Source organism: Pseudomonas sp. GM21 (assembly GCF_000282215.1).
Lineage (GTDB): Bacteria > Pseudomonadota > Gammaproteobacteria > Pseudomonadales > Pseudomonadaceae > Aquipseudomonas.
Genome location: NZ_AKJS01000168.1, coordinates 1 through 16,572, shown reverse-complemented (window position 1 = coordinate 16,572; position 16,572 = coordinate 1). Strand labels below are relative to the sequence as shown.

The window sequence follows — 16,572 nt, the reverse complement described above, 5'->3', positions numbered from 1 at the left end:
GAAATGTCCGAGCTTGACGTTCAAATACAAACAATTATCAAATGGCCGCCTGGCCCATCGGGCGCAGGTGCCGGTGGCCGAGAATACGTGGCCTGCCATCTCGATGCCCGGGAAAAAACTTTAAAGGAAGCTGTCTATGCGCCTGAGTACCCGCGTTGCTGCGCTCTGTGTCGGACTCGTCGTCAGTCACCATGGCGCAGCGGACGAGTTACCGCAACGTTGGGTCACTGCCGGTGGCGCGCTGTCCGAGTGGGTGAGCGTACTGGGGGGCGAATCGAAACTGGTGGGTGTCGACACCACCAGTCAGCACCCTGAAAGCCTCAAGGCGCTACCAAGCATCGGCTATCAGCGGCAATTGTCGGCAGAAGGTATTTTGAGCTTACGCCCGCAGTTGCTGATAGGCACTGAAGAAATGGGTCCGCCGCCGGTGATCACGCAGATTCGTAACTCAGGGGTGCAGGTTGAGTTGTTCTCGGCTCAACCGGATCTACCGACGTTGCAGGTCAATTTGCAGCATCTGGGCAAATTGCTGGGGGCTGAAGACCAGGCTGCACAGGCATACCAGCGCTATCAGGCGCAACTCGATCAACAAAAAATCCGGGTGACCAAGGCACAGCTCACGCAACAATCACCGGGCGTGTTGATGCTGCTCGGGCATGCGGGCGGCAAACCGCTCATCGCTGGCAAGGACACCGCCGCCGATTGGTTGCTGCAACAGGCCGGCGGTCACAACCTGGCCACACATACCGGCTATAAGCCTTTTTCTGTTGAGTCACTTGTGAGCCTGGATCCCGAAGTGCTGGTGTTTGCCGACCGCGCACTGACGGGGGATGCGGCGCGTGCCGCGCTGTTCAAGGAAAATCCGATGCTGTCCTCGACCCGCGCGGCGAAGGGCGGTCGAGTCATGGAGCTGGACCCGACGTTGCTGGTGGGCGGATTGGGGCCAAGGTTGCCCGAGAGCCTGAAAAAGCTCTCTGACGGGTTCTTTCCTGGCACTGCCGACCAATGACCATTCTGGTTAAACCGCGTGCGCTGTTCAATGGTCTGAGCCTTTTGTGTTTGCTGGCGATCTGGCTGTCACTGGCGCTGGGGCCGGTCAGTTTGCCGTTGCTCGACACCTTGCACGCTGCCCTGCGCCTGCTCGGATTGCCGATTGCGCCGGACGGGCTGGAGCAAGCCGAATTGATCGTGGGGCAGATCCGTCTGCCGCGAACCGTGCTTGGCTTGGCGGTGGGCGGCGTGCTGGCGCTGACCGGTGTGGCGATGCAGGGTCTGTTTCGTAACCCGCTGGCCGATCCGGGATTGGTTGGAGTGTCCAGCGGCGCGGCATTGGGTGCCGCCATCGCGATTGTGGGTGGGTCAATGTTTGGCGGGCTGCCTGAGTCGTTCGGGCCTTATCTGTTATCGGTGTGTGCGTTTCTCGGTGGCTTGGGGGTGACGGCGCTGGTGTATCGACTGGGCCGACGCAATGGCCAGACGAACGTCGCGACGATGCTGCTGGCCGGTATCGCATTGACCGCTCTGGCAGGCTCGGCGGTGGGGTTGTTCACCTATCTGGCTGACGATGCAACCTTGCGTACGCTGACCTTCTGGAACCTGGGCAGCCTTAATGGCGCCAGTTACGCACGACTCTGGCCGTTGCTGGTGGTAAGTGCGGGCGTGGCACTCTGGTTGCCGCGTCGAGCCAAGGCCTTGAATGCATTATTGCTGGGCGAGTCGGAGGCCGGACATCTGGGCATCGACGTCGAAGGGCTCAAGCGTGAGCTGGTGTTCTGCACGGCATTGGGTGTTGGCGCAGCGGTGGCGGCGGCGGGAATGATCGGATTTGTCGGGCTGGTGGTGCCGCACCTGGTGCGCTTGCTGGCCGGCCCCGATCATCGAGTGTTGTTGCCCGCCTCGGTTCTGGCAGGTGCCAGTCTTCTGTTATTTGCCGATCTGGTGGCCCGACTGGCCCTGGCGCCGGCCGAACTACCGATCGGCATCGTCACGGCCTTTATTGGTGCGCCATTTTTCCTGTTCTTGTTGCTCCGGAGGCGCGCCTGATGTTGCGCACGCAAGACCTGCAAATCCGTCGCGGCGCCAAGACCGTATTGTCGGACATCACGCTTGAGCTCATGCCTGGCGAAGTGCTTGGCGTGCTCGGCCCCAATGGCGCCGGCAAAAGTACCTTGCTGAGTGCCTTGTGCGGCGAATTGCATGCCCATCATGGAAGCGTCTGGCTCGATGATCGCCAGTTGAGTCACTGGGCTGCAGCGTTGCGCGCCCAGCGCCTGGCGGTGCTGCCGCAGGTGTCGACCCTGGACTTTGCCTTTCGCGTCGAAGAAGTGGTGGGTATGGGGCGTTTACCCCATCAAAGCGGTCGGGTGCGCGATGACGAGATTGTCGCTGCCGCGTTGCACGCCGCCGATGCCGGGCACCTGAGTGGTCGCAGCTACCTGGCCCTGTCCGGTGGCGAGCGTCAGCGGGTGCATCTGGCCCGGGTGCTGGCGCAGCTTTGGCCGGGTGAGGCAGGGCAGACGCTGTTGCTCGATGAGCCGACCTCGATGCTCGACCCGCTGCATCAGCACACCACCCTGCAAGCGGTGCGCGAATTTGCCGATCGCGGCGCGGCCGTGTTAGTCATCTTGCATGATCTGAACCTGGCGGCGCGTTATTGTGATCGACTGTTGCTGCTTGAGGGCGGGCGTCCGGTGGCACTGGATACACCGGAACAGGTCCTGAAGCCGGAGCCGCTCAAAGCCGTATTCGGGCTGGAAGTATTGGTCCAGCGCCATCCGGAGCGTGGGCATCCGCTGATCATCGCCCGCTGATACTTGTCATTGAGGTGAACATGCGTGGAATTTTGCTGTTGGCCGTACTGCTATTGAGTGCCTGCCAACATGTCTCGGTGCCACCGCCGGTCAGTGCTGACATTCGGGACCTGAGTACCGGCCAAACGCTGACGGCGCAGGAACTGATCGAACGACTTGCCAAGCCTTCGCGGCTGATCGTCGGCGAGCAGCATGACAATCGCGATCACCATCAACTGCAACTGTGGTTGCTGCAGTCGCTGGGTGAGCTGCGACCACAAGGCAGTTTGCTCCTGGAAATGCTGATGCCGGATCAACAACAGCGCGTTGATGACGTTCGCCATGCCACGACGCCACCGGAAAATTTGCCAGCTGCCTTGGCTTGGCAGGAGGGGTGGGACTGGGAGCTGTACGGGCCGATCGTGAGTTTCGCGCTGATTCAGCCTTATCCGCTGCTCGCGGCCAATCTGGATAGCCTCGACGTTCGTGCGGTTTACGCCAAGCCTGCGCCATTGAGCGGTTCGCGTTCCAATGCCGCAGTGGTCAAGCAGGTGTTGCTGGCACAGATCAGCGACTCCCATTGTGGCTTGCTGCCCGCTTCGCAAATGCCCGCCATGTTGGCGGTCCAGCAGCAACGAGACCGGCGAATGGCTGAGCGCTTGGTGGCAGCCCCTACACCTTCACTGCTTTTTGTCGGTGCTTATCACGCGCGCAAGGACGTTGGTGTGCCGATTCATATGCTGGATTTGGGGCAGGCACAAGCGCCGGCGGTTTTGATGCTGGCAGAGCAGGGGGCCGAGGTGACAGCGGCAATGGCCGATTACGTCTGGTACACCCCCGCTTCACCGCCTAAGGATTACTGCGCACAGATGCGTCAGCAATTCGGCAAGTAACGGACAGGTTTTTCACAGACAAAAAAAGACCCGGCAAGAGCCGGGTCAAATAACCGTGATTAGCCTGATGAGGAGATATCTGAGAGTCCGAACCAAGGGCTTTTCAAATATCGACCAGTCTCGCGACCAGTTGTGATAATCATATCGATTCTCATTACCAAGTCAACCGCTGTTTTTTGATTTCTTTTAAATGCGTCGCCAGTCCGTTTCAAAGCCCGGTAAACACTGGGGCATGAGGTCGCGAGCCTGAGTGAAATCAATACCTCAAGCCTTGTGGCGCGACGAAATCGCTTCCAGCTGTTTGTTCAAGGCTTCTTTTCGCTCGGCTGGAATGTCATTCCAGTGCACATCCATCAATGCGCCTTCGATTGCATACAACAACACCTTGGACGCTCGAAACCCGCGCGTACGCACGGCTCGATAAGCATCCACCGCCCCAAGGCGACGCAAGTCCGAGGCACTGTGGATACCCACGGCATGCAGCCACTGCGCCGACGTCTTGCCAAGATTTTTCAGGTGCTGCAGTTCATCATTCATCAAGCCTCCTTGCGACGGCCGAACGGAGCGTGTGCGAGCTTCTCAGGAGTGTAGCCATCAGTAGGAAAAGCGTGATTGTTTGGCGGTTTTCGACGTAAAAGCTTCTAAGAAGCAAACTCAACAACTTGGCTGAGTGTCGGCGAATGCAAATGGGGTGGGTACTAGAAGTCTAGCTGTCGCGAGCAAATTCGGAGTCCAGCGCAAAGTGGCGCGCTGGACTTGTCAGGTAAAGCGTCTTTTTAACGAGTGCGATAACGCAGGCGAGTGCCGAAGTTCATCGACATCAGGATCTCGTCCGCGCTCAGCTCTGGCGGGAAGTAGGCGCCGGAGATCTGGGCATGAGCCAGGCTGGCCCCTTCGAGGGATGCGTTGCGAAAGTCGATGCCGCGCAAATCGGCGGATCGGAAATAGGCATCGGTAAAGTCGACCCCATCTGCGTTCAGCTCACGCAAGTCCAGACCCCGGAAATCGCCACCCACCATGTCAATGGTGCCGTCTTTGGGCCGTTCGTTGTTGAAGCCTGTGATGTCGTCTTTGTGCAGCAGGGCATACAGCGGGGTGTCGAGAAACTTGGGCTGGCTCATGTCGCATCACCTGATGGTTTTATGACGCCAGTATAGTGCCACTATTTGACAGCCGTGAAGCCTGGGGAGGCCTCACGGCTGAAATAGTTTTACAGGCCTGGCATGCGTTGACGAATTTGCGCGACGACCGTATCGAGGGTCCCGCTTTCATTGGTCTGGACACGCTTGCTGCACAGAATTTCTGCAGGCGTCAGTGGTTCACGATTGGCTTGCTGGGCTTCGATTATGGCCAGGTTGGCGTCGGACGGATCCTTGTTGTCTGCCTGGCGCAGGGCCAGCCAGCTTTCGATCACGGCTTGTGGTGCGTTGCAATCGAGGATCAGGAACGGTGCACCTGTGGCCTCGGCGATTTTTGCCGCGCCGTCGCGCTGGTCGCGCTTGAGGTAGGTGGCATCGATCACCACCGGGAAACCGGCGCGCAGGATGACCCCGGCAATCTCATGCAGACGGCTGTAGGTGGCGGCACTGGCGTCGGCACTATAAATGCCGGCCTGCGGTTCATTCGCTACGGTTTGTTCGCCGAACAGACGTTTGCGTTCTACATCCGAGCGAAGGCGAATGGCGCCCAACGCTTCGACCAGACGCATGGCGACGTGGCTCTTGCCGACAGCGGACACACCGTGGGTAATCGCCATGAAACGCGAAGGAATGGTGCTGTAGCTTTCCGCGAGGTTGGCGTAGTTGCGGTACTGGCGCAGGGTCGTGGCGCGCTGCACCGGGTCGGCTTCGGCCGGCATGCTGAACAAGCTGACCTTGGCGCGAACCAGTGCGCGGTAGGCTTTATAGAAGTTCAGCAGTTCAAGGCCTTGATAGTCTCCGGTCAGCTCCAGGTATTGGCTGATGAAGCGGCGTGCCAGGGACTTCAGGCCACGGTCTTCCAGGTCCATTGCCAGGAAACCGGTGTCGGCGTAGACGTCGGTGAAACGGAACGGCTCGTTGAACTCGATGCAGTCGAAAATCACGACCTTGCCATCGATCACGGTAGCGTTGCCTAGATGGATATCACCATGGCATTCACGAATGAAGCCTTCGGCTTTTCTCTGGGCGAACAGTGGCTTGAGGCGTTCGAAGCTGCTTTCGGCCCAGGCTTGCAGGGCGTCGAGTTGCAGCAGATCAGCCTTGTCGCTGAGGAACGGGCGGATCTGTTCGAAGTTCTGGCGCACCGGTGCCATCACGCTGTCCGGGGTGCCAGCTTCGTGTTCGGCAGGGACTTTCGGCGCGGAGAGGTGAAATTGGGCAATCTGCGCAGCCATTTCGTCGATGTGCGCGGTGGTCAGTTCGCCATTGGCCTGCAGGGTGCTGAGCAGTTGGCTTTGTGGGAATTGACGCATTTTCAGGGCGAAGTCGACGACAGGGCCTTCACCGCCCAGTTGTGGCGCTTCGGCGCTGCCGGTGATTGGCAACACTTCCAGATACAAATCGTTGGTCAGGCGCTGGTTCAAGCGCAGTTCTTCACCACAGAAGTGCTCGCGGGCGTCGAGGCTGGTGAAGTCGAGGAAGCCGAAATTCATGGGCTTCTTCACTTTATAAGCAAAGGGGCCTGTGAGGATGACCCAGGAAATATGGGTTTCGATGACCTGGAACCCGTCTACCGGATGCGGGTAGAGGGCCGGGTTTTGCAGAGCGGCGATCAGGGACTGGCTCACAGGCGATCCTTCAGAGTCTGGGAAAAATTCAAGGCCGCCATTATGGCCGCAAGTCCGCCTGACGCAAACCTCGGAGGGCGTCTGTCGAGTCTGGATAAAGTGCGTATAATCCGCCGCCATGACTCGTACTCGATCCCCCCGCACTCCAAAAAAACCACCTTCCAGGGGCCTGAGCCCATGGTTGGGCTGGGCCCTTAAACTCAGTCTGGTCGGCCTCGTGGTGCTCGCCGGATTCGCGGTTTATCTCGACGCTATCGTCCAGGAAAAATTCTCCGGCAAGCGCTGGACCATTCCGGCCAAGGTGTATGCGCGCCCGCTCGAACTGTTCACCGGCCAGAAGCTGAGCAAGGAGGACTTCCTCACCGAGCTCGACGCCTTGGGCTACCGACGTGAAAGCGTGAGCAATGGCCCGGGCGCAGCCTCGGTCAACGGCAATACCGTCGATTTGAATACCCGCGGCTTCCAGTTCTATGAAGGCCTGGAGAAACCTCAGCCCGTGCGCGTGCGTTTCTCTGGCGACTATGTCGCAGAGCTTTCGGCGACCAACGGTTCGAAGCTATCGGTGGTGCGGCTGGAGCCGCTGATGATCGGCGGTATTTACCCGAAAAACCTGGAAGACCGCATCCTGATCAAAATCGATCAGGTCCCGCCTTATCTGCTGGAAACCCTGATTGCCGTGGAAGATCGGGACTTCTATAGCCACTGGGGCGTGTCACCGAAGTCGATTGTCCGGGCTGTCTACGTCAATACCTCTGGCGGCAAAATGACCCAGGGTGGCAGTACGCTGACACAACAGTTGGTCAAGAACTTCTACCTGACCAGCGAACGCAGCCTGTCGCGCAAACTCACCGAAGCCATGATGGCGATGCTGCTTGAGCTGCATTACGACAAACGAGAAATTCTTGAGGCTTACCTCAATGAAGTGTTCGTTGGTCAGGACGGCCAGCGCGCGGTTCACGGTTTCGGTCTGGCCAGCCAGTTCTTCTTCGGGCAGCCGTTGTCCGAACTGAAACTGCACCAGGTCGCCATGTTGGTGGGAATGGTCAAGGGGCCGTCCTATTACAACCCGCGCCGCAATCCTGAGCGGGCCCTTGAGCGACGCAATCTGGTGCTCGATGTCCTTGAACAACAAGGCGTCGCCACCGCTGAGCAGGTCGCTGCCGCGAAGATAATGCCACTGGGTGTGACGACGCGCGGCAAGCTGGCCGACAGCTCTTTCCCGGGTTTTATCGATCTGGTTAAACGCCAGTTGCGCGAAGACTACCGCGACGAAGACTTGACCGAAGAAGGTCTGCGGATCTTCACCAGCTTCGACCCGATTCTGCAGATGAAAGCCGAAGCCTCGGTCAACGACACGTTCAAGCGTCTGTCCGGTCGCAAGGGTTCCGATGAAGTCGAAGCCGCCATGGTCGTGACCAACCCGGAAACCGGTGAGGTCCAGGCCATGATCGGCAGCCGTCAGGCCAGTTTTGCCGGTTTCAACCGTGCGCTGGACGCGGTACGCCCCATCGGTTCGTTGATCAAGCCGGCGGTTTATCTGACGGCCCTTGAGAAGCCCACTCAATACACGCTGACCAGCTGGCTGTCGGATGAGTCCTTTTCGGTCAAAGGCGCGGACGGTCAGGTCTGGAAACCGCAGAACTACGATCGCCGTTCCCACGGCACGGTTTTCCTGTATCAGGGGCTGGCGCATTCCTACAACCTTTCAACCGCGCGCCTGGGTTTGGCAATAGGTGTACCGAACGTCCTCAAGACCCTGGCTCGCTTGGGCGTGACTCGTGAATTTCCGGCGTTCCCGTCGATGTTGCTGGGCGCAGGTGGCATGACGCCGATTGAAGTGGCGACCATGTACCAGACGTTGGCCAACGGTGGTTTCAACACACCGATGCGCGGGATTCGCAGCGTATTGACCGCCGAAGGTGAACCGCTCAAACGCTATCCTTTCCAGATCGAGCAGCGTTTTGATCCAGCGTCCATTTACCTGATCCAGAGCGCCATGCAGCGGGTCATGCGTGAAGGTACCGGCAGTTCGGTTTATAACGTGTTGCCCAAGACCCTCACCCTGGCCGGCAAGACCGGTACCAGTAACGATTCCCGGGACAGCTGGTTCGCCGGTTTCAGTCAGGACTTGCTGGCGGTGGTCTGGCTGGGCCGCGATGACAACGGCAAGACGCCATTCACCGGCGCTACCGGCGCCTTGCAGGTCTGGACCAGTTTCATGCGCAAAGCCGATCCGCTGCCGCTGGACATGCCGCAGCCGGACAACGTAGTTCAAGCCTGGGTCGATTCACGTAGCGGTCAAGGCTCCGATGCGGGCTGCCCAGGCGCTGTGCAGATGCCGTATATTCGCGGCAGCGAACCACCTCCCGGTGCGGCTTGTGGTGGCGAAGGCCCCGCTTCCGGTGAAACGGTGATGGATTGGGTCAAGGGCTGGATGAATTAAGCAAAGAGGGATTCAAGTGAACAAGTGGTTGATACCAGCGGTTGTCACCGTGGCGTTGCTCAGCGGTTGCTCCACCGTACAACGTGGTTCGATTCCGGTTGAGGATTCCGGCACGGCTGTGTCCAACAGTGAGCGGATTTCGGCGAATGGCGGCTTTCGCAAGACGACTGTGAAACGTCCTGCGCAAGCCCAAACCCAATCCCAGACCCAGGCGATTCCGCAAGGCGATACCGGTGTGGTGGTGATGATCCCGGGTGGCGGCGCTGCCACCTCCGCACCGATCAGTACCTCGCCAATCACACCGGGTCCGATTACTCCTGGGCCGATCGATACGTCGCCAGTCCAGTCTGCACCGATCGATCAGGGCAGCTACAGCATGCCGTCGACGCCGAGCGGGATTCCTTCGGCGAGCGCTGGCGGTCTGTCAGCCGACGAGCAGCTTGATGGTCCGGTGCTGGCGCTGTTGACCACGGCTCAACAGCAACAGGCAAGCGGCGACCTCAACGGTGCTTCGTCCAGTCTGGAGCGTGCTCAGCGCGTCGCGCCGCGTGAGCCGCAGGTGCTTTATCGTCTGGCTCAGGTGCGCATGGCTCAAGGGGATGCCGCGCAGGCTGAACAATTCGCCCGTCGTGGTCTGACCTTCGCCAATGGCCGTCCGGATCTCCAGGCCAGTCTCTGGGACTTGATCGCCCAGGCGCGAGACAAACAAGGTGATTCTGCCGGCGCAGCTTTGGCCCGTCAGAAGGCCAAGGTATCGCTGTGATGGACGCACGTTTCCCGAAGATTGCCGAGCAGCTGCTGCTGATTGAGCGTGAACTGCGGGTGCAGGGGTGGTGGGGTGACGTTGCACCCTCTGCTGAAGCGCTTTCCAGTGTCGAGCCGTTTTCGGTCGATACGCTGGACTTCGAACAGTGGCTGCAATGGATCTTCCTGCCCCGGATGAAAATGATCCTCGAGCAGGATCAGCCATTGCCCGCCGTATCCGGGATTCAGGAAATGGCCGAAATGGTCTTCGCCGCCCGTGATGTCCAGGGCAAGGATCGGCAGCTGCAAGTGCTGCTCAAAGAGTTTGACCTGCTGATCACCACCTCGCGCTAACACCGATCCTTCTTTGTAGGAGCCGAGCTTGCTCGGCTCCTACAGCAGTTCTGCACAACCTGTTTCTGTGTTTCGCCGATGCGTTCCTGACGTTGTTGATCGGTCAGGCGGTGCATCTCGCCGCTCACATCCTCCGAAGTCGGGGATTGCTCCGCAGTTTCACCAGCTTCGTTCTCGTACCATTTACTGGTGTTGAGTTGCGCAATCGAAGCTAACACAGTCGCTGTTTGGCGATTTTTTCTTGCTTTCTCATGTGCTTACTTCAATAAAGCACATTGACGACTTGACTTGCAGAGGACGAAACAGAAGAATCCAAAGTCCGCTGTAGAGGGACTGCCAGAAGCAGGCCCACTCAGCAGATCATGAGGCGCACACCCGCGCCGACTTGTTACACCCGCAACGCGTTACCTCGCGCTGGGTGGGAAAGGCCCGCAACACTTGGGACGATCCCAATACTTGCTCAGTCAGTGCTGACGTAGTCGGCGACCACCGTCGCTCATGCTCTGCTGAGAAGTAAACCTATTAAGACCCGTCCCCGTTTGAGTGGACGGTATTCTGGCGTTTTAGAGGTGAACAACGTGGAGCTTTTATCTGGCGGTGAGATGCTCGTCCGCTTCTTGCGTGACGAAGGCGTCAAATATATCTACGGGTACCCGGGTGGTGCTCTCCTTCATGTATACGATGCCCTGTTCAAAGAACCGGAAGTGACTCACATCCTGGTTCGTCACGAGCAGGCTGCGACCCATATGGCTGACGGTTATGCCCGAGCCACCGGTAAAGCCGGCGTGGTACTGGTGACTTCCGGCCCGGGCGCAACCAACGCCATCACCGGTATTGCCACGGCCTATATGGACTCCATTCCGATGGTGGTCATTTCCGGCCAGGTGCCTAGCAGCATGGTGGGCACCGATGCGTTCCAGGAAACCGACATGATCGGTATCTCCCGGCCGATCGTGAAGCACAGCTTCATGATCAAGCACGCATCGGAAATCCCGGAAGTCATGAAGAAAGCGTTCTACCTGGCGCAATCCGGTCGTCCGGGTCCGGTCGTTGTCGATATCCCGAAAGACATGACCAACCCTGCCGAAAAGTTCGAATACATCTTCCCGAAGAAAGCCAAGCTGCGTTCCTACAGCCCGGCCGTCCGCGGTCACTCCGGGCAAATCCGCAAGGCGGCAGAAATGCTCCTGGCGGCCAAGCGTCCAGTGATGTACGCCGGCGGTGGTGTGATTCTCGGTGGTGGCTCCGCGCCGCTGACCGAATTGGCGAAGATGCTCAACCTGCCAGTGACCAATACCCTGATGGGCCTGGGTGCCTACCCTGGCACCGATCGTCAGTTCATCGGCATGCTCGGCATGCACGGCAGCTATACCGCCAACCTGGCAATGCACCATGCCGACGTGATCCTTGCAGTCGGCGCGCGTTTCGATGACCGCGTGATCAACGGTCCGGCAAAGTTCTGCCCGAATGCCAAGATCATTCATATCGACATCGACCCGGCTTCGATTTCCAAAACCATCAAGGCAGACGTGCCTATCGTCGGTCCGGTCGAGAGCGTCCTGACCGAAATGGTCGCGATTCTCAAGGAAATCGGCGAGACCCCGAACAAGGAGTCCGTTGCCAGCTGGTGGAAGCAGGTCGACGAGTGGCGCGGTGATCGTGGCCTGTTCCCTTACGACAAGGGCGACGGCAGCGTCATCAAGCCGCAGACCGTGATCGAAACCCTGTGCGAAGTCACCAAGGGCGACGCCTTTGTGGCCTCCGACGTGGGTCAGCACCAAATGTTCGCGGCGCAGTACTACAAGTTCAACAAGCCGAACCGCTGGATCAACTCCGGTGGATTGGGCACCATGGGCTTCGGTTTCCCGGCGGCCATGGGTATCAAGTTGAACTTCCCGGATGCGGATGTCGCCTGTGTGACGGGCGAGGGCAGTATCCAGATGAACATTCAGGAACTGTCCACCTGTCTGCAATATGGTTTGCCGGTAAAAATCGTCATCCTGAACAATGGCGTTCTGGGTATGGTTCGCCAGTGGCAAGACATGAGTTACGGCAGTCGTCACTCGCACTCCTACATGGAGTCGCTGCCTGACTTCGTCAAGCTGGCAGAGGCCTATGGCCACGTCGGCGTGCGCATCACCGACTCGAAAGATTTGAAGTCGAAGATGGAAGAAGCGTTCGCCATGAAAGATCGCCTGGTGGTCATCGATATTTCGGTCGACACCAGCGAACACGTCTACCCGATGCAGATCAAAGACGGCTCCATGCGCGATATGTGGCTGAGCAAGACGGAGCGTACTTAATCATGCGACACATTATTTCCTTGCTTCTGGAAAACGAACCGGGCGCTCTGTCTCGTGTAGTCGGCCTGTTCTCGCAGCGCAACTACAACATCGAAAGCCTGACCGTGGCGCCAACCGAAGACCCGACCCTGTCGCGTCTGACGCTGACCACGGTTGGCCATGATGAAGTGATCGAGCAGATCACCAAGAACCTGAACAAATTGATCGAAGTGGTCAAATTGGTCGACCTGTCGGAGAGTGCTCACATCGAGCGCGAACTGATGCTGGTCAAGGTCAAGGCCACCGGCGCCCAGCGTGCCGAGATCAAACGCACGACCGATATTTACCGTGGGCAGATCGTTGATGTCAGCGCCAGCGTGTATACCGTTCAACTGACCGGTACCAGCGACAAGCTCGACAGCTTCATTCAGTCCATTGGCACTGCGTCGATTCTGGAAACCGTCCGTAGCGGCGTAACCGGTATTGCCCGCGGCGACAAAGTACTCAGCATCTAAACCAAATTAGCGAATGGCCTGAACGGCCTGGATATATAGGGGAATTTCATGAAAGTTTATTACGAAAAAGACTGCGACCTGTCCATCATCCAAGGCAAGAAAGTTGCCATTATCGGTTACGGTTCCCAAGGCCACGCTCAAGCGTGCAACCTGAAAGACTCCGGCGTTGACGTTACTGTTGGTCTGCGTAAAGGTTCGGCCACTGTTGCCAAAGCCGAAGCTCACGGCCTGAAAGTGACCGACGTTGCTTCCGCTGTCGCGGCTGCCGACCTGGTCATGATCCTGACCCCGGACGAGTTCCAGTCTGCCCTGTACAAGAACGAAATCGAGCCGAACATCAAGAAGGGCGCCACCCTGGCCTTCTCCCACGGCTTCGCGATTCACTACAACCAGGTTGTTCCGCGTGCTGACCTCGACGTGATCATGATCGCGCCGAAAGCACCGGGCCACACTGTGCGTTCCGAGTTCGTCAAAGGCGGCGGTATTCCTGACCTGATCGCTATCTATCAGGATGCTTCCGGCAACGCCAAAAACGTTGCGCTGTCCTACGCCGCTGGCGTTGGTGGCGGTCGTACCGGCATCATCGAAACCACCTTCAAGGACGAGACCGAAACCGACCTGTTCGGCGAACAAGCCGTTCTGTGCGGCGGTACCGTTGAACTGGTCAAAGCCGGTTTCGAAACGCTGGTTGAAGCTGGCTACGCGCCAGAAATGGCCTACTTCGAGTGCCTGCACGAACTGAAACTGATCGTTGACCTCATGTACGAAGGCGGTATCGCCAACATGAACTACTCGATCTCCAACAACGCTGAGTACGGCGAGTACGTGACTGGCCCGGAAGTGATCAACGCCGAGTCCCGTCAGGCCATGCGCAACGCCCTGAAACGTATTCAGGACGGCGAATACGCCAAGATGTTCATCAGCGAAGGCGCAACCGGCTATCCTTCGATGACCGCCAAGCGTCGTAACAATGCCGCTCACGGTATCGAGATCATCGGCGAGCAACTGCGTTCCATGATGCCGTGGATCGGTGCCAACAAGATCGTCGACAAAGCCAAAAACTAAGTCACGCCCTTGTACGGAAAACGCGGCCTAGGCCGCGTTTTTTCGTTTGGGTCGCCGCTTCTGGTATAAAGCTGCATCGTTTGTGGCCGAACCGTCGTCCCAGACACCTGTCGAAAACTTTCCATCCTGTTGCAAGGTAACGTCCATGAGCGAACGCCCCGAAGAGCCAAACCAGGCTTCTGACGCCGAAAGCCTGCTGCCTATCGATGAACATATCGAGGAAGGGCATGACGCTGAAGGTCGCAAAGTCCGGCATCGTGGTATCTATCTTCTGCCGAATCTGTTCACCACTGCGAACCTGTTCGCAGGGTTTTATTCCATCATTAACTCGATGAGCGCCCAGGCCGCCTTGAGCGCCGGTGATTCGGTCAATGCGAGCAAGTACTTTGCTTTTGCCGCAATCGCGATTTTTGTCGCGATGGTGCTCGACGGTCTGGATGGTCGTGTGGCTCGCATGACCAATACCCAGAGTGCTTTTGGTGCCGAGTACGACTCGCTGTCGGACATGGTCGCCTTCGGTGTCGCGCCGGCATTACTGGCGTTTGGCTGGGCCTTGGGTGATATGGGCAAGGTCGGCTGGATGGTTGCCTTCATCTATGTGGCGGGGGCGGCATTGCGTCTGGCGCGCTTCAACACTCAGGTCGGCACTGCGGACAAGCGTTACTTCATTGGTCTGGCCAGTCCGGCTGCGGCGGGTGTGGTTGCGGGAATTGTCTGGGCGTTCAGCGACTACGGCATTCAGGGGTCGAAGATGTCCTTCCTGGTTGCGCTGATGGTAGCGGCTGCCGGCATGCTGATGGTCAGCAACATCAAGTACAACAGCTTCAAGGAGCTGGACTTGAAAGGGCGCGTGCCTTTCGTGGCAATTCTTGCGGTGGTGCTGGTCTTTGCTGTGGTATTCAGCGATCCGCCACGCATTCTGCTGCTGGTTTTTCTCGCTTACGCGGCCTCTGGTCCGGTGCAATACCTGTTGCGTCTTCGTCGGCACAAAAACGCCGAGTGATGTAATTTCCCTCATACTCCGCAGTCTATTGGTACATCTGTTCTCCAAAGCTGCGGAGTTGCCATGCTGATCAAAGTCCCCAAGGCGTCTGACTGTCATGAGTCGGACGTCACGCCTGAATCCTTCTATCTATCTCGTCGAAATGTTCTCGGGGCTGCCGTTGCAGGTTTGGCTGTCAGTAGCCTGCCGCGCTGGGCTTGTGCGGAAGAGGCTGTGCGTTATGCGGACGTCGAGCCTGGCAAGGCGCCTTCCTGGTTTGCCGAAAAGCTTCCTTCTACTAAATGGGGGGCGATTACCGTCAAGGACGAAGCGATCACGCCCTTCAAGGATGCAACCCACTACAACAACTTCTATGAGTTCGGCACTGATAAAGGCGATCCTGCTGCGAATGCAAGCGCACTGAAGACCGAACCGTGGCGTGTGGTGGTGGATGGTGAAGTGGGCAAGCCAGGGCGGTATGCGCTGGAAGACTTCATGAAGCCTTATCAGTTGGAAGAGCGGATCTATCGTCTTCGTTGTGTTGAAGCCTGGTCGATGGTCATTCCGTGGATCGGGTTCCCCATTTCGGCCTTGCTCAAGCAAGTCGAGCCGACCTCTCAGGCGAAGTACATTCGTTTCGAAACCCTGGAAGACCCCAAGAGCATGCCGGGTCAGCGGTCAGGCTTTGCCTTGATTGACTGGCCGTATGTAGAAGGGCTGCGTCTGGATGAGGCGATGAACCCGCTGGCGATACTTGCGGTCGGCATGTACGGGCGTGAACTGCCTAATCAGAATGGAGCGCCGCTACGTTTGGTGGTGCCCTGGAAGTATGGCTTCAAGAGCATCAAATCCATTGTGCGTATCAGTCTGGTCAGTGAGCAACCGAAAACGACATGGCAGAGCATTGCGGCGGATGAGTATGGTTTCTACGCGAATGTGAATCCCGAGGTTGATCACCCGCGCTGGACTCAGGCCCGGGAGCGCCGATTGCCAAGTGGTTTGTTCAAGCCGAATGTGCGGGACACGCAGATGTTCAATGGCTACTCAGATGAAGTCGCCTCTCTATATACAGGGCTCGATCTGCGGAAGAACTACTGATGCGTTTCCCGGTTTGGCGTATTGGCGTTTTCATTGCGGCAGCGGTGTGGCCGCTGCTCTGGCTGTATCAGGCGTGGGCGGACGTCTTGGGTCCTGATCCGGGCAAGGTGCTGGTCGATCGACTGGGGTTGGGTACGCTTGTGCTGTTACTCATTACGCTCAGCATGACGCCGCTGCAAAAACTCACCGGGTGGGCAGGGTGGATTGCGGTTCGAAGGCAGTTGGGGTTGTGGTGCTTTGCTTATGTGGTTATGCATTTAAGCGGCTATATGGCGTTCATCCTGGGGTTTGACTGGTCGCAGCTGGGTGTTGAGTTGCGCAAGCGGCCGTACATTATCGTCGGTGCGTTGGGGTTTCTGTGTTTACTGGCGTTGGCGGTGACCTCCAATCGCTACAGTCAACGGCGTTTGGGTGTGCGCTGGAAGAAACTTCATCGCCTGGTCTATGTAATTCTCGGGCTTGGGTTGCTGCATATGTTGTGGATCGTACGCGCCGATCTGAAGGAGTGGGCGGTGTATGCCTCTATAGGGGTGTTGCTATTAGTGTTGCGAATACCGGTAGTTGCCCGTCGAATCCCGCGTTTAGTGGATAAAAAGGCACCGTCTGTACGAAAGGCGTAATTAAAGGTTGACGGCAGATT

Annotated in this window: 16 protein-coding genes; 13 read left to right on the top strand and 3 right to left on the bottom strand. The window is 58.1% G+C overall.

The genetic code is table 11. The features are described from left to right. Nucleotides 1–136 precede the first annotated feature (136 nt). From PMI22_RS03580 to PMI22_RS03595, 4 genes are read left to right on the top strand one after another with little or no spacing between them, the layout of a single operon-like run. Complete coding sequence (locus PMI22_RS03580; protein ID WP_007948658.1) at nucleotides 137–1,009, top strand: heme/hemin ABC transporter substrate-binding protein; 873 nt, start codon at nucleotides 137–139, stop codon at nucleotides 1,007–1,009. A 50-nt stretch (nucleotides 1,010–1,059) separates the two neighbouring features. Beyond that, the gene (locus PMI22_RS03585; protein ID WP_177323448.1) at nucleotides 1,060–2,043 is read left to right on the top strand and encodes a FecCD family ABC transporter permease; all 984 of its coding nucleotides are present in this window, start codon (nucleotides 1,060–1,062) and stop codon (nucleotides 2,041–2,043) included. Continuing rightward, the gene (locus tag PMI22_RS03590) at nucleotides 2,043–2,810 is read left to right on the top strand and encodes a heme ABC transporter ATP-binding protein (RefSeq protein ID WP_007948656.1); all 768 of its coding nucleotides are present in this window, start codon (nucleotides 2,043–2,045) and stop codon (nucleotides 2,808–2,810) included. The genes PMI22_RS03585 and PMI22_RS03590 overlap by 1 nt, the downstream gene beginning before the upstream one ends. Nucleotides 2,811–2,830: 20 nt before the next feature. Further along, entirely contained in the window at nucleotides 2,831–3,682 is an 852-nt protein-coding gene (locus PMI22_RS03595) for a ChaN family lipoprotein (protein WP_007948655.1), read from the top strand. Between the two features lie 264 nt (nucleotides 3,683–3,946). Here PMI22_RS03595 and PMI22_RS03600 read toward each other — a convergent pair whose 3' ends face one another. The 3 genes from PMI22_RS03600 to PMI22_RS03610 form a co-directional block, all read right to left on the bottom strand. Next, nucleotides 3,947–4,219, bottom strand: a complete 273-nt coding sequence (locus PMI22_RS03600; RefSeq protein ID WP_007948654.1) for a TfoX/Sxy family protein — start codon at nucleotides 4,217–4,219, stop codon at nucleotides 3,947–3,949. A 239-nt stretch (nucleotides 4,220–4,458) separates the two neighbouring features. After that, on the bottom strand, nucleotides 4,459–4,803 hold the full coding sequence (locus PMI22_RS03605) for a pentapeptide repeat-containing protein (protein WP_007948653.1): 345 nt from the start codon (nucleotides 4,801–4,803) through the stop codon (nucleotides 4,459–4,461). Between the two features lie 89 nt (nucleotides 4,804–4,892). Continuing rightward, nucleotides 4,893–6,449: a bifunctional aminoglycoside phosphotransferase/ATP-binding protein gene (locus PMI22_RS03610; RefSeq protein WP_007948652.1), complete on the bottom strand. Its 1,557-nt coding sequence runs from the start codon at nucleotides 6,447–6,449 to the stop codon at nucleotides 4,893–4,895. Between the two features lie 118 nt (nucleotides 6,450–6,567). Between PMI22_RS03610 and mrcB the strand changes: the two genes are divergently transcribed. The 9 genes from mrcB (at nucleotide 6,568) to msrQ (ending at nucleotide 16,552) form a co-directional block, all read left to right on the top strand. Next, nucleotides 6,568–8,892: a penicillin-binding protein 1B gene (gene mrcB, locus PMI22_RS03615; protein ID WP_033049703.1), complete on the top strand. Its 2,325-nt coding sequence runs from the start codon at nucleotides 6,568–6,570 to the stop codon at nucleotides 8,890–8,892. A gap of 16 nt (nucleotides 8,893–8,908) precedes the next feature. Continuing rightward, nucleotides 8,909–9,655 (top strand): tetratricopeptide repeat protein, encoded by a 747-nt coding sequence (locus PMI22_RS03620; protein ID WP_007948650.1) that lies wholly within the window; start codon nucleotides 8,909–8,911, stop codon nucleotides 9,653–9,655. Beyond that, on the top strand, nucleotides 9,655–9,990 hold the full coding sequence (locus PMI22_RS03625; protein WP_007948649.1) for a YqcC family protein: 336 nt from the start codon (nucleotides 9,655–9,657) through the stop codon (nucleotides 9,988–9,990). The genes PMI22_RS03620 and PMI22_RS03625 overlap by 1 nt, the downstream gene beginning before the upstream one ends. A gap of 578 nt (nucleotides 9,991–10,568) precedes the next feature. Beyond that, nucleotides 10,569–12,293 (top strand): acetolactate synthase 3 large subunit, encoded by a 1,725-nt coding sequence (locus PMI22_RS03630; protein WP_007948648.1) that lies wholly within the window; start codon nucleotides 10,569–10,571, stop codon nucleotides 12,291–12,293. A 2-nt stretch (nucleotides 12,294–12,295) separates the two neighbouring features. Then, complete coding sequence (gene ilvN, locus PMI22_RS03635; RefSeq protein WP_003176102.1) at nucleotides 12,296–12,787, top strand: acetolactate synthase small subunit; 492 nt, start codon at nucleotides 12,296–12,298, stop codon at nucleotides 12,785–12,787. 48 nt (nucleotides 12,788–12,835) lie between these two features. Beyond that, a complete protein-coding gene (gene ilvC, locus PMI22_RS03640) occupies nucleotides 12,836–13,852 on the top strand; it encodes a ketol-acid reductoisomerase (protein WP_007948647.1) in 1,017 nt (338 codons plus the stop codon). A gap of 145 nt (nucleotides 13,853–13,997) precedes the next feature. Continuing rightward, a complete protein-coding gene (gene pssA, locus PMI22_RS03645; protein ID WP_007948646.1) occupies nucleotides 13,998–14,855 on the top strand; it encodes a CDP-diacylglycerol--serine O-phosphatidyltransferase in 858 nt (285 codons plus the stop codon). A 63-nt stretch (nucleotides 14,856–14,918) separates the two neighbouring features. Continuing rightward, a complete protein-coding gene (gene msrP / locus PMI22_RS03650; RefSeq protein ID WP_007948645.1) occupies nucleotides 14,919–15,932 on the top strand; it encodes a protein-methionine-sulfoxide reductase catalytic subunit MsrP in 1,014 nt (337 codons plus the stop codon). Beyond that, nucleotides 15,932–16,552, top strand: coding sequence for a protein-methionine-sulfoxide reductase heme-binding subunit MsrQ (gene msrQ, locus PMI22_RS03655; protein WP_007948643.1), 621 nt, complete (start codon nucleotides 15,932–15,934; stop codon nucleotides 16,550–16,552). The genes msrP and msrQ overlap by 1 nt, the downstream gene beginning before the upstream one ends. Nucleotides 16,553–16,572: the final 20 nt, after the last annotated feature.

What these genes read in the sequence shown, in the direction of transcription:
- PMI22_RS03580 (WP_007948658.1), top strand. Translation starts at nt 137, where the DNA reads ATGCGCCTGAGTACCCGCGTTGCTGCGCTCTGTGTCGGACTCGTCGTC.
- PMI22_RS03590 (WP_007948656.1), top strand. Translation starts at nt 2,043, where the DNA reads ATGTTGCGCACGCAAGACCTGCAAATCCGTCGCGGCGCCAAGACCGTA.
- PMI22_RS03595 (WP_007948655.1), top strand. Translation starts at nt 2,831, where the DNA reads ATGCGTGGAATTTTGCTGTTGGCCGTACTGCTATTGAGTGCCTGCCAA.
- PMI22_RS03600 (WP_007948654.1), bottom strand. Translation starts at nt 4,219, where the DNA reads ATGAATGATGAACTGCAGCACCTGAAAAATCTTGGCAAGACGTCGGCG.
- PMI22_RS03605 (WP_007948653.1), bottom strand. Translation starts at nt 4,803, where the DNA reads ATGAGCCAGCCCAAGTTTCTCGACACCCCGCTGTATGCCCTGCTGCAC.
- mrcB (WP_033049703.1), top strand. Translation starts at nt 6,568, where the DNA reads ATGACTCGTACTCGATCCCCCCGCACTCCAAAAAAACCACCTTCCAGG.
- PMI22_RS03625 (WP_007948649.1), top strand. Translation starts at nt 9,655, where the DNA reads ATGGACGCACGTTTCCCGAAGATTGCCGAGCAGCTGCTGCTGATTGAG.
- ilvN (WP_003176102.1), top strand. Translation starts at nt 12,296, where the DNA reads ATGCGACACATTATTTCCTTGCTTCTGGAAAACGAACCGGGCGCTCTG.
- ilvC (WP_007948647.1), top strand. Translation starts at nt 12,836, where the DNA reads ATGAAAGTTTATTACGAAAAAGACTGCGACCTGTCCATCATCCAAGGC.
- pssA (WP_007948646.1), top strand. Translation starts at nt 13,998, where the DNA reads ATGAGCGAACGCCCCGAAGAGCCAAACCAGGCTTCTGACGCCGAAAGC.
- msrP (WP_007948645.1), top strand. Translation starts at nt 14,919, where the DNA reads ATGCTGATCAAAGTCCCCAAGGCGTCTGACTGTCATGAGTCGGACGTC.
- msrQ (WP_007948643.1), top strand. Translation starts at nt 15,932, where the DNA reads ATGCGTTTCCCGGTTTGGCGTATTGGCGTTTTCATTGCGGCAGCGGTG.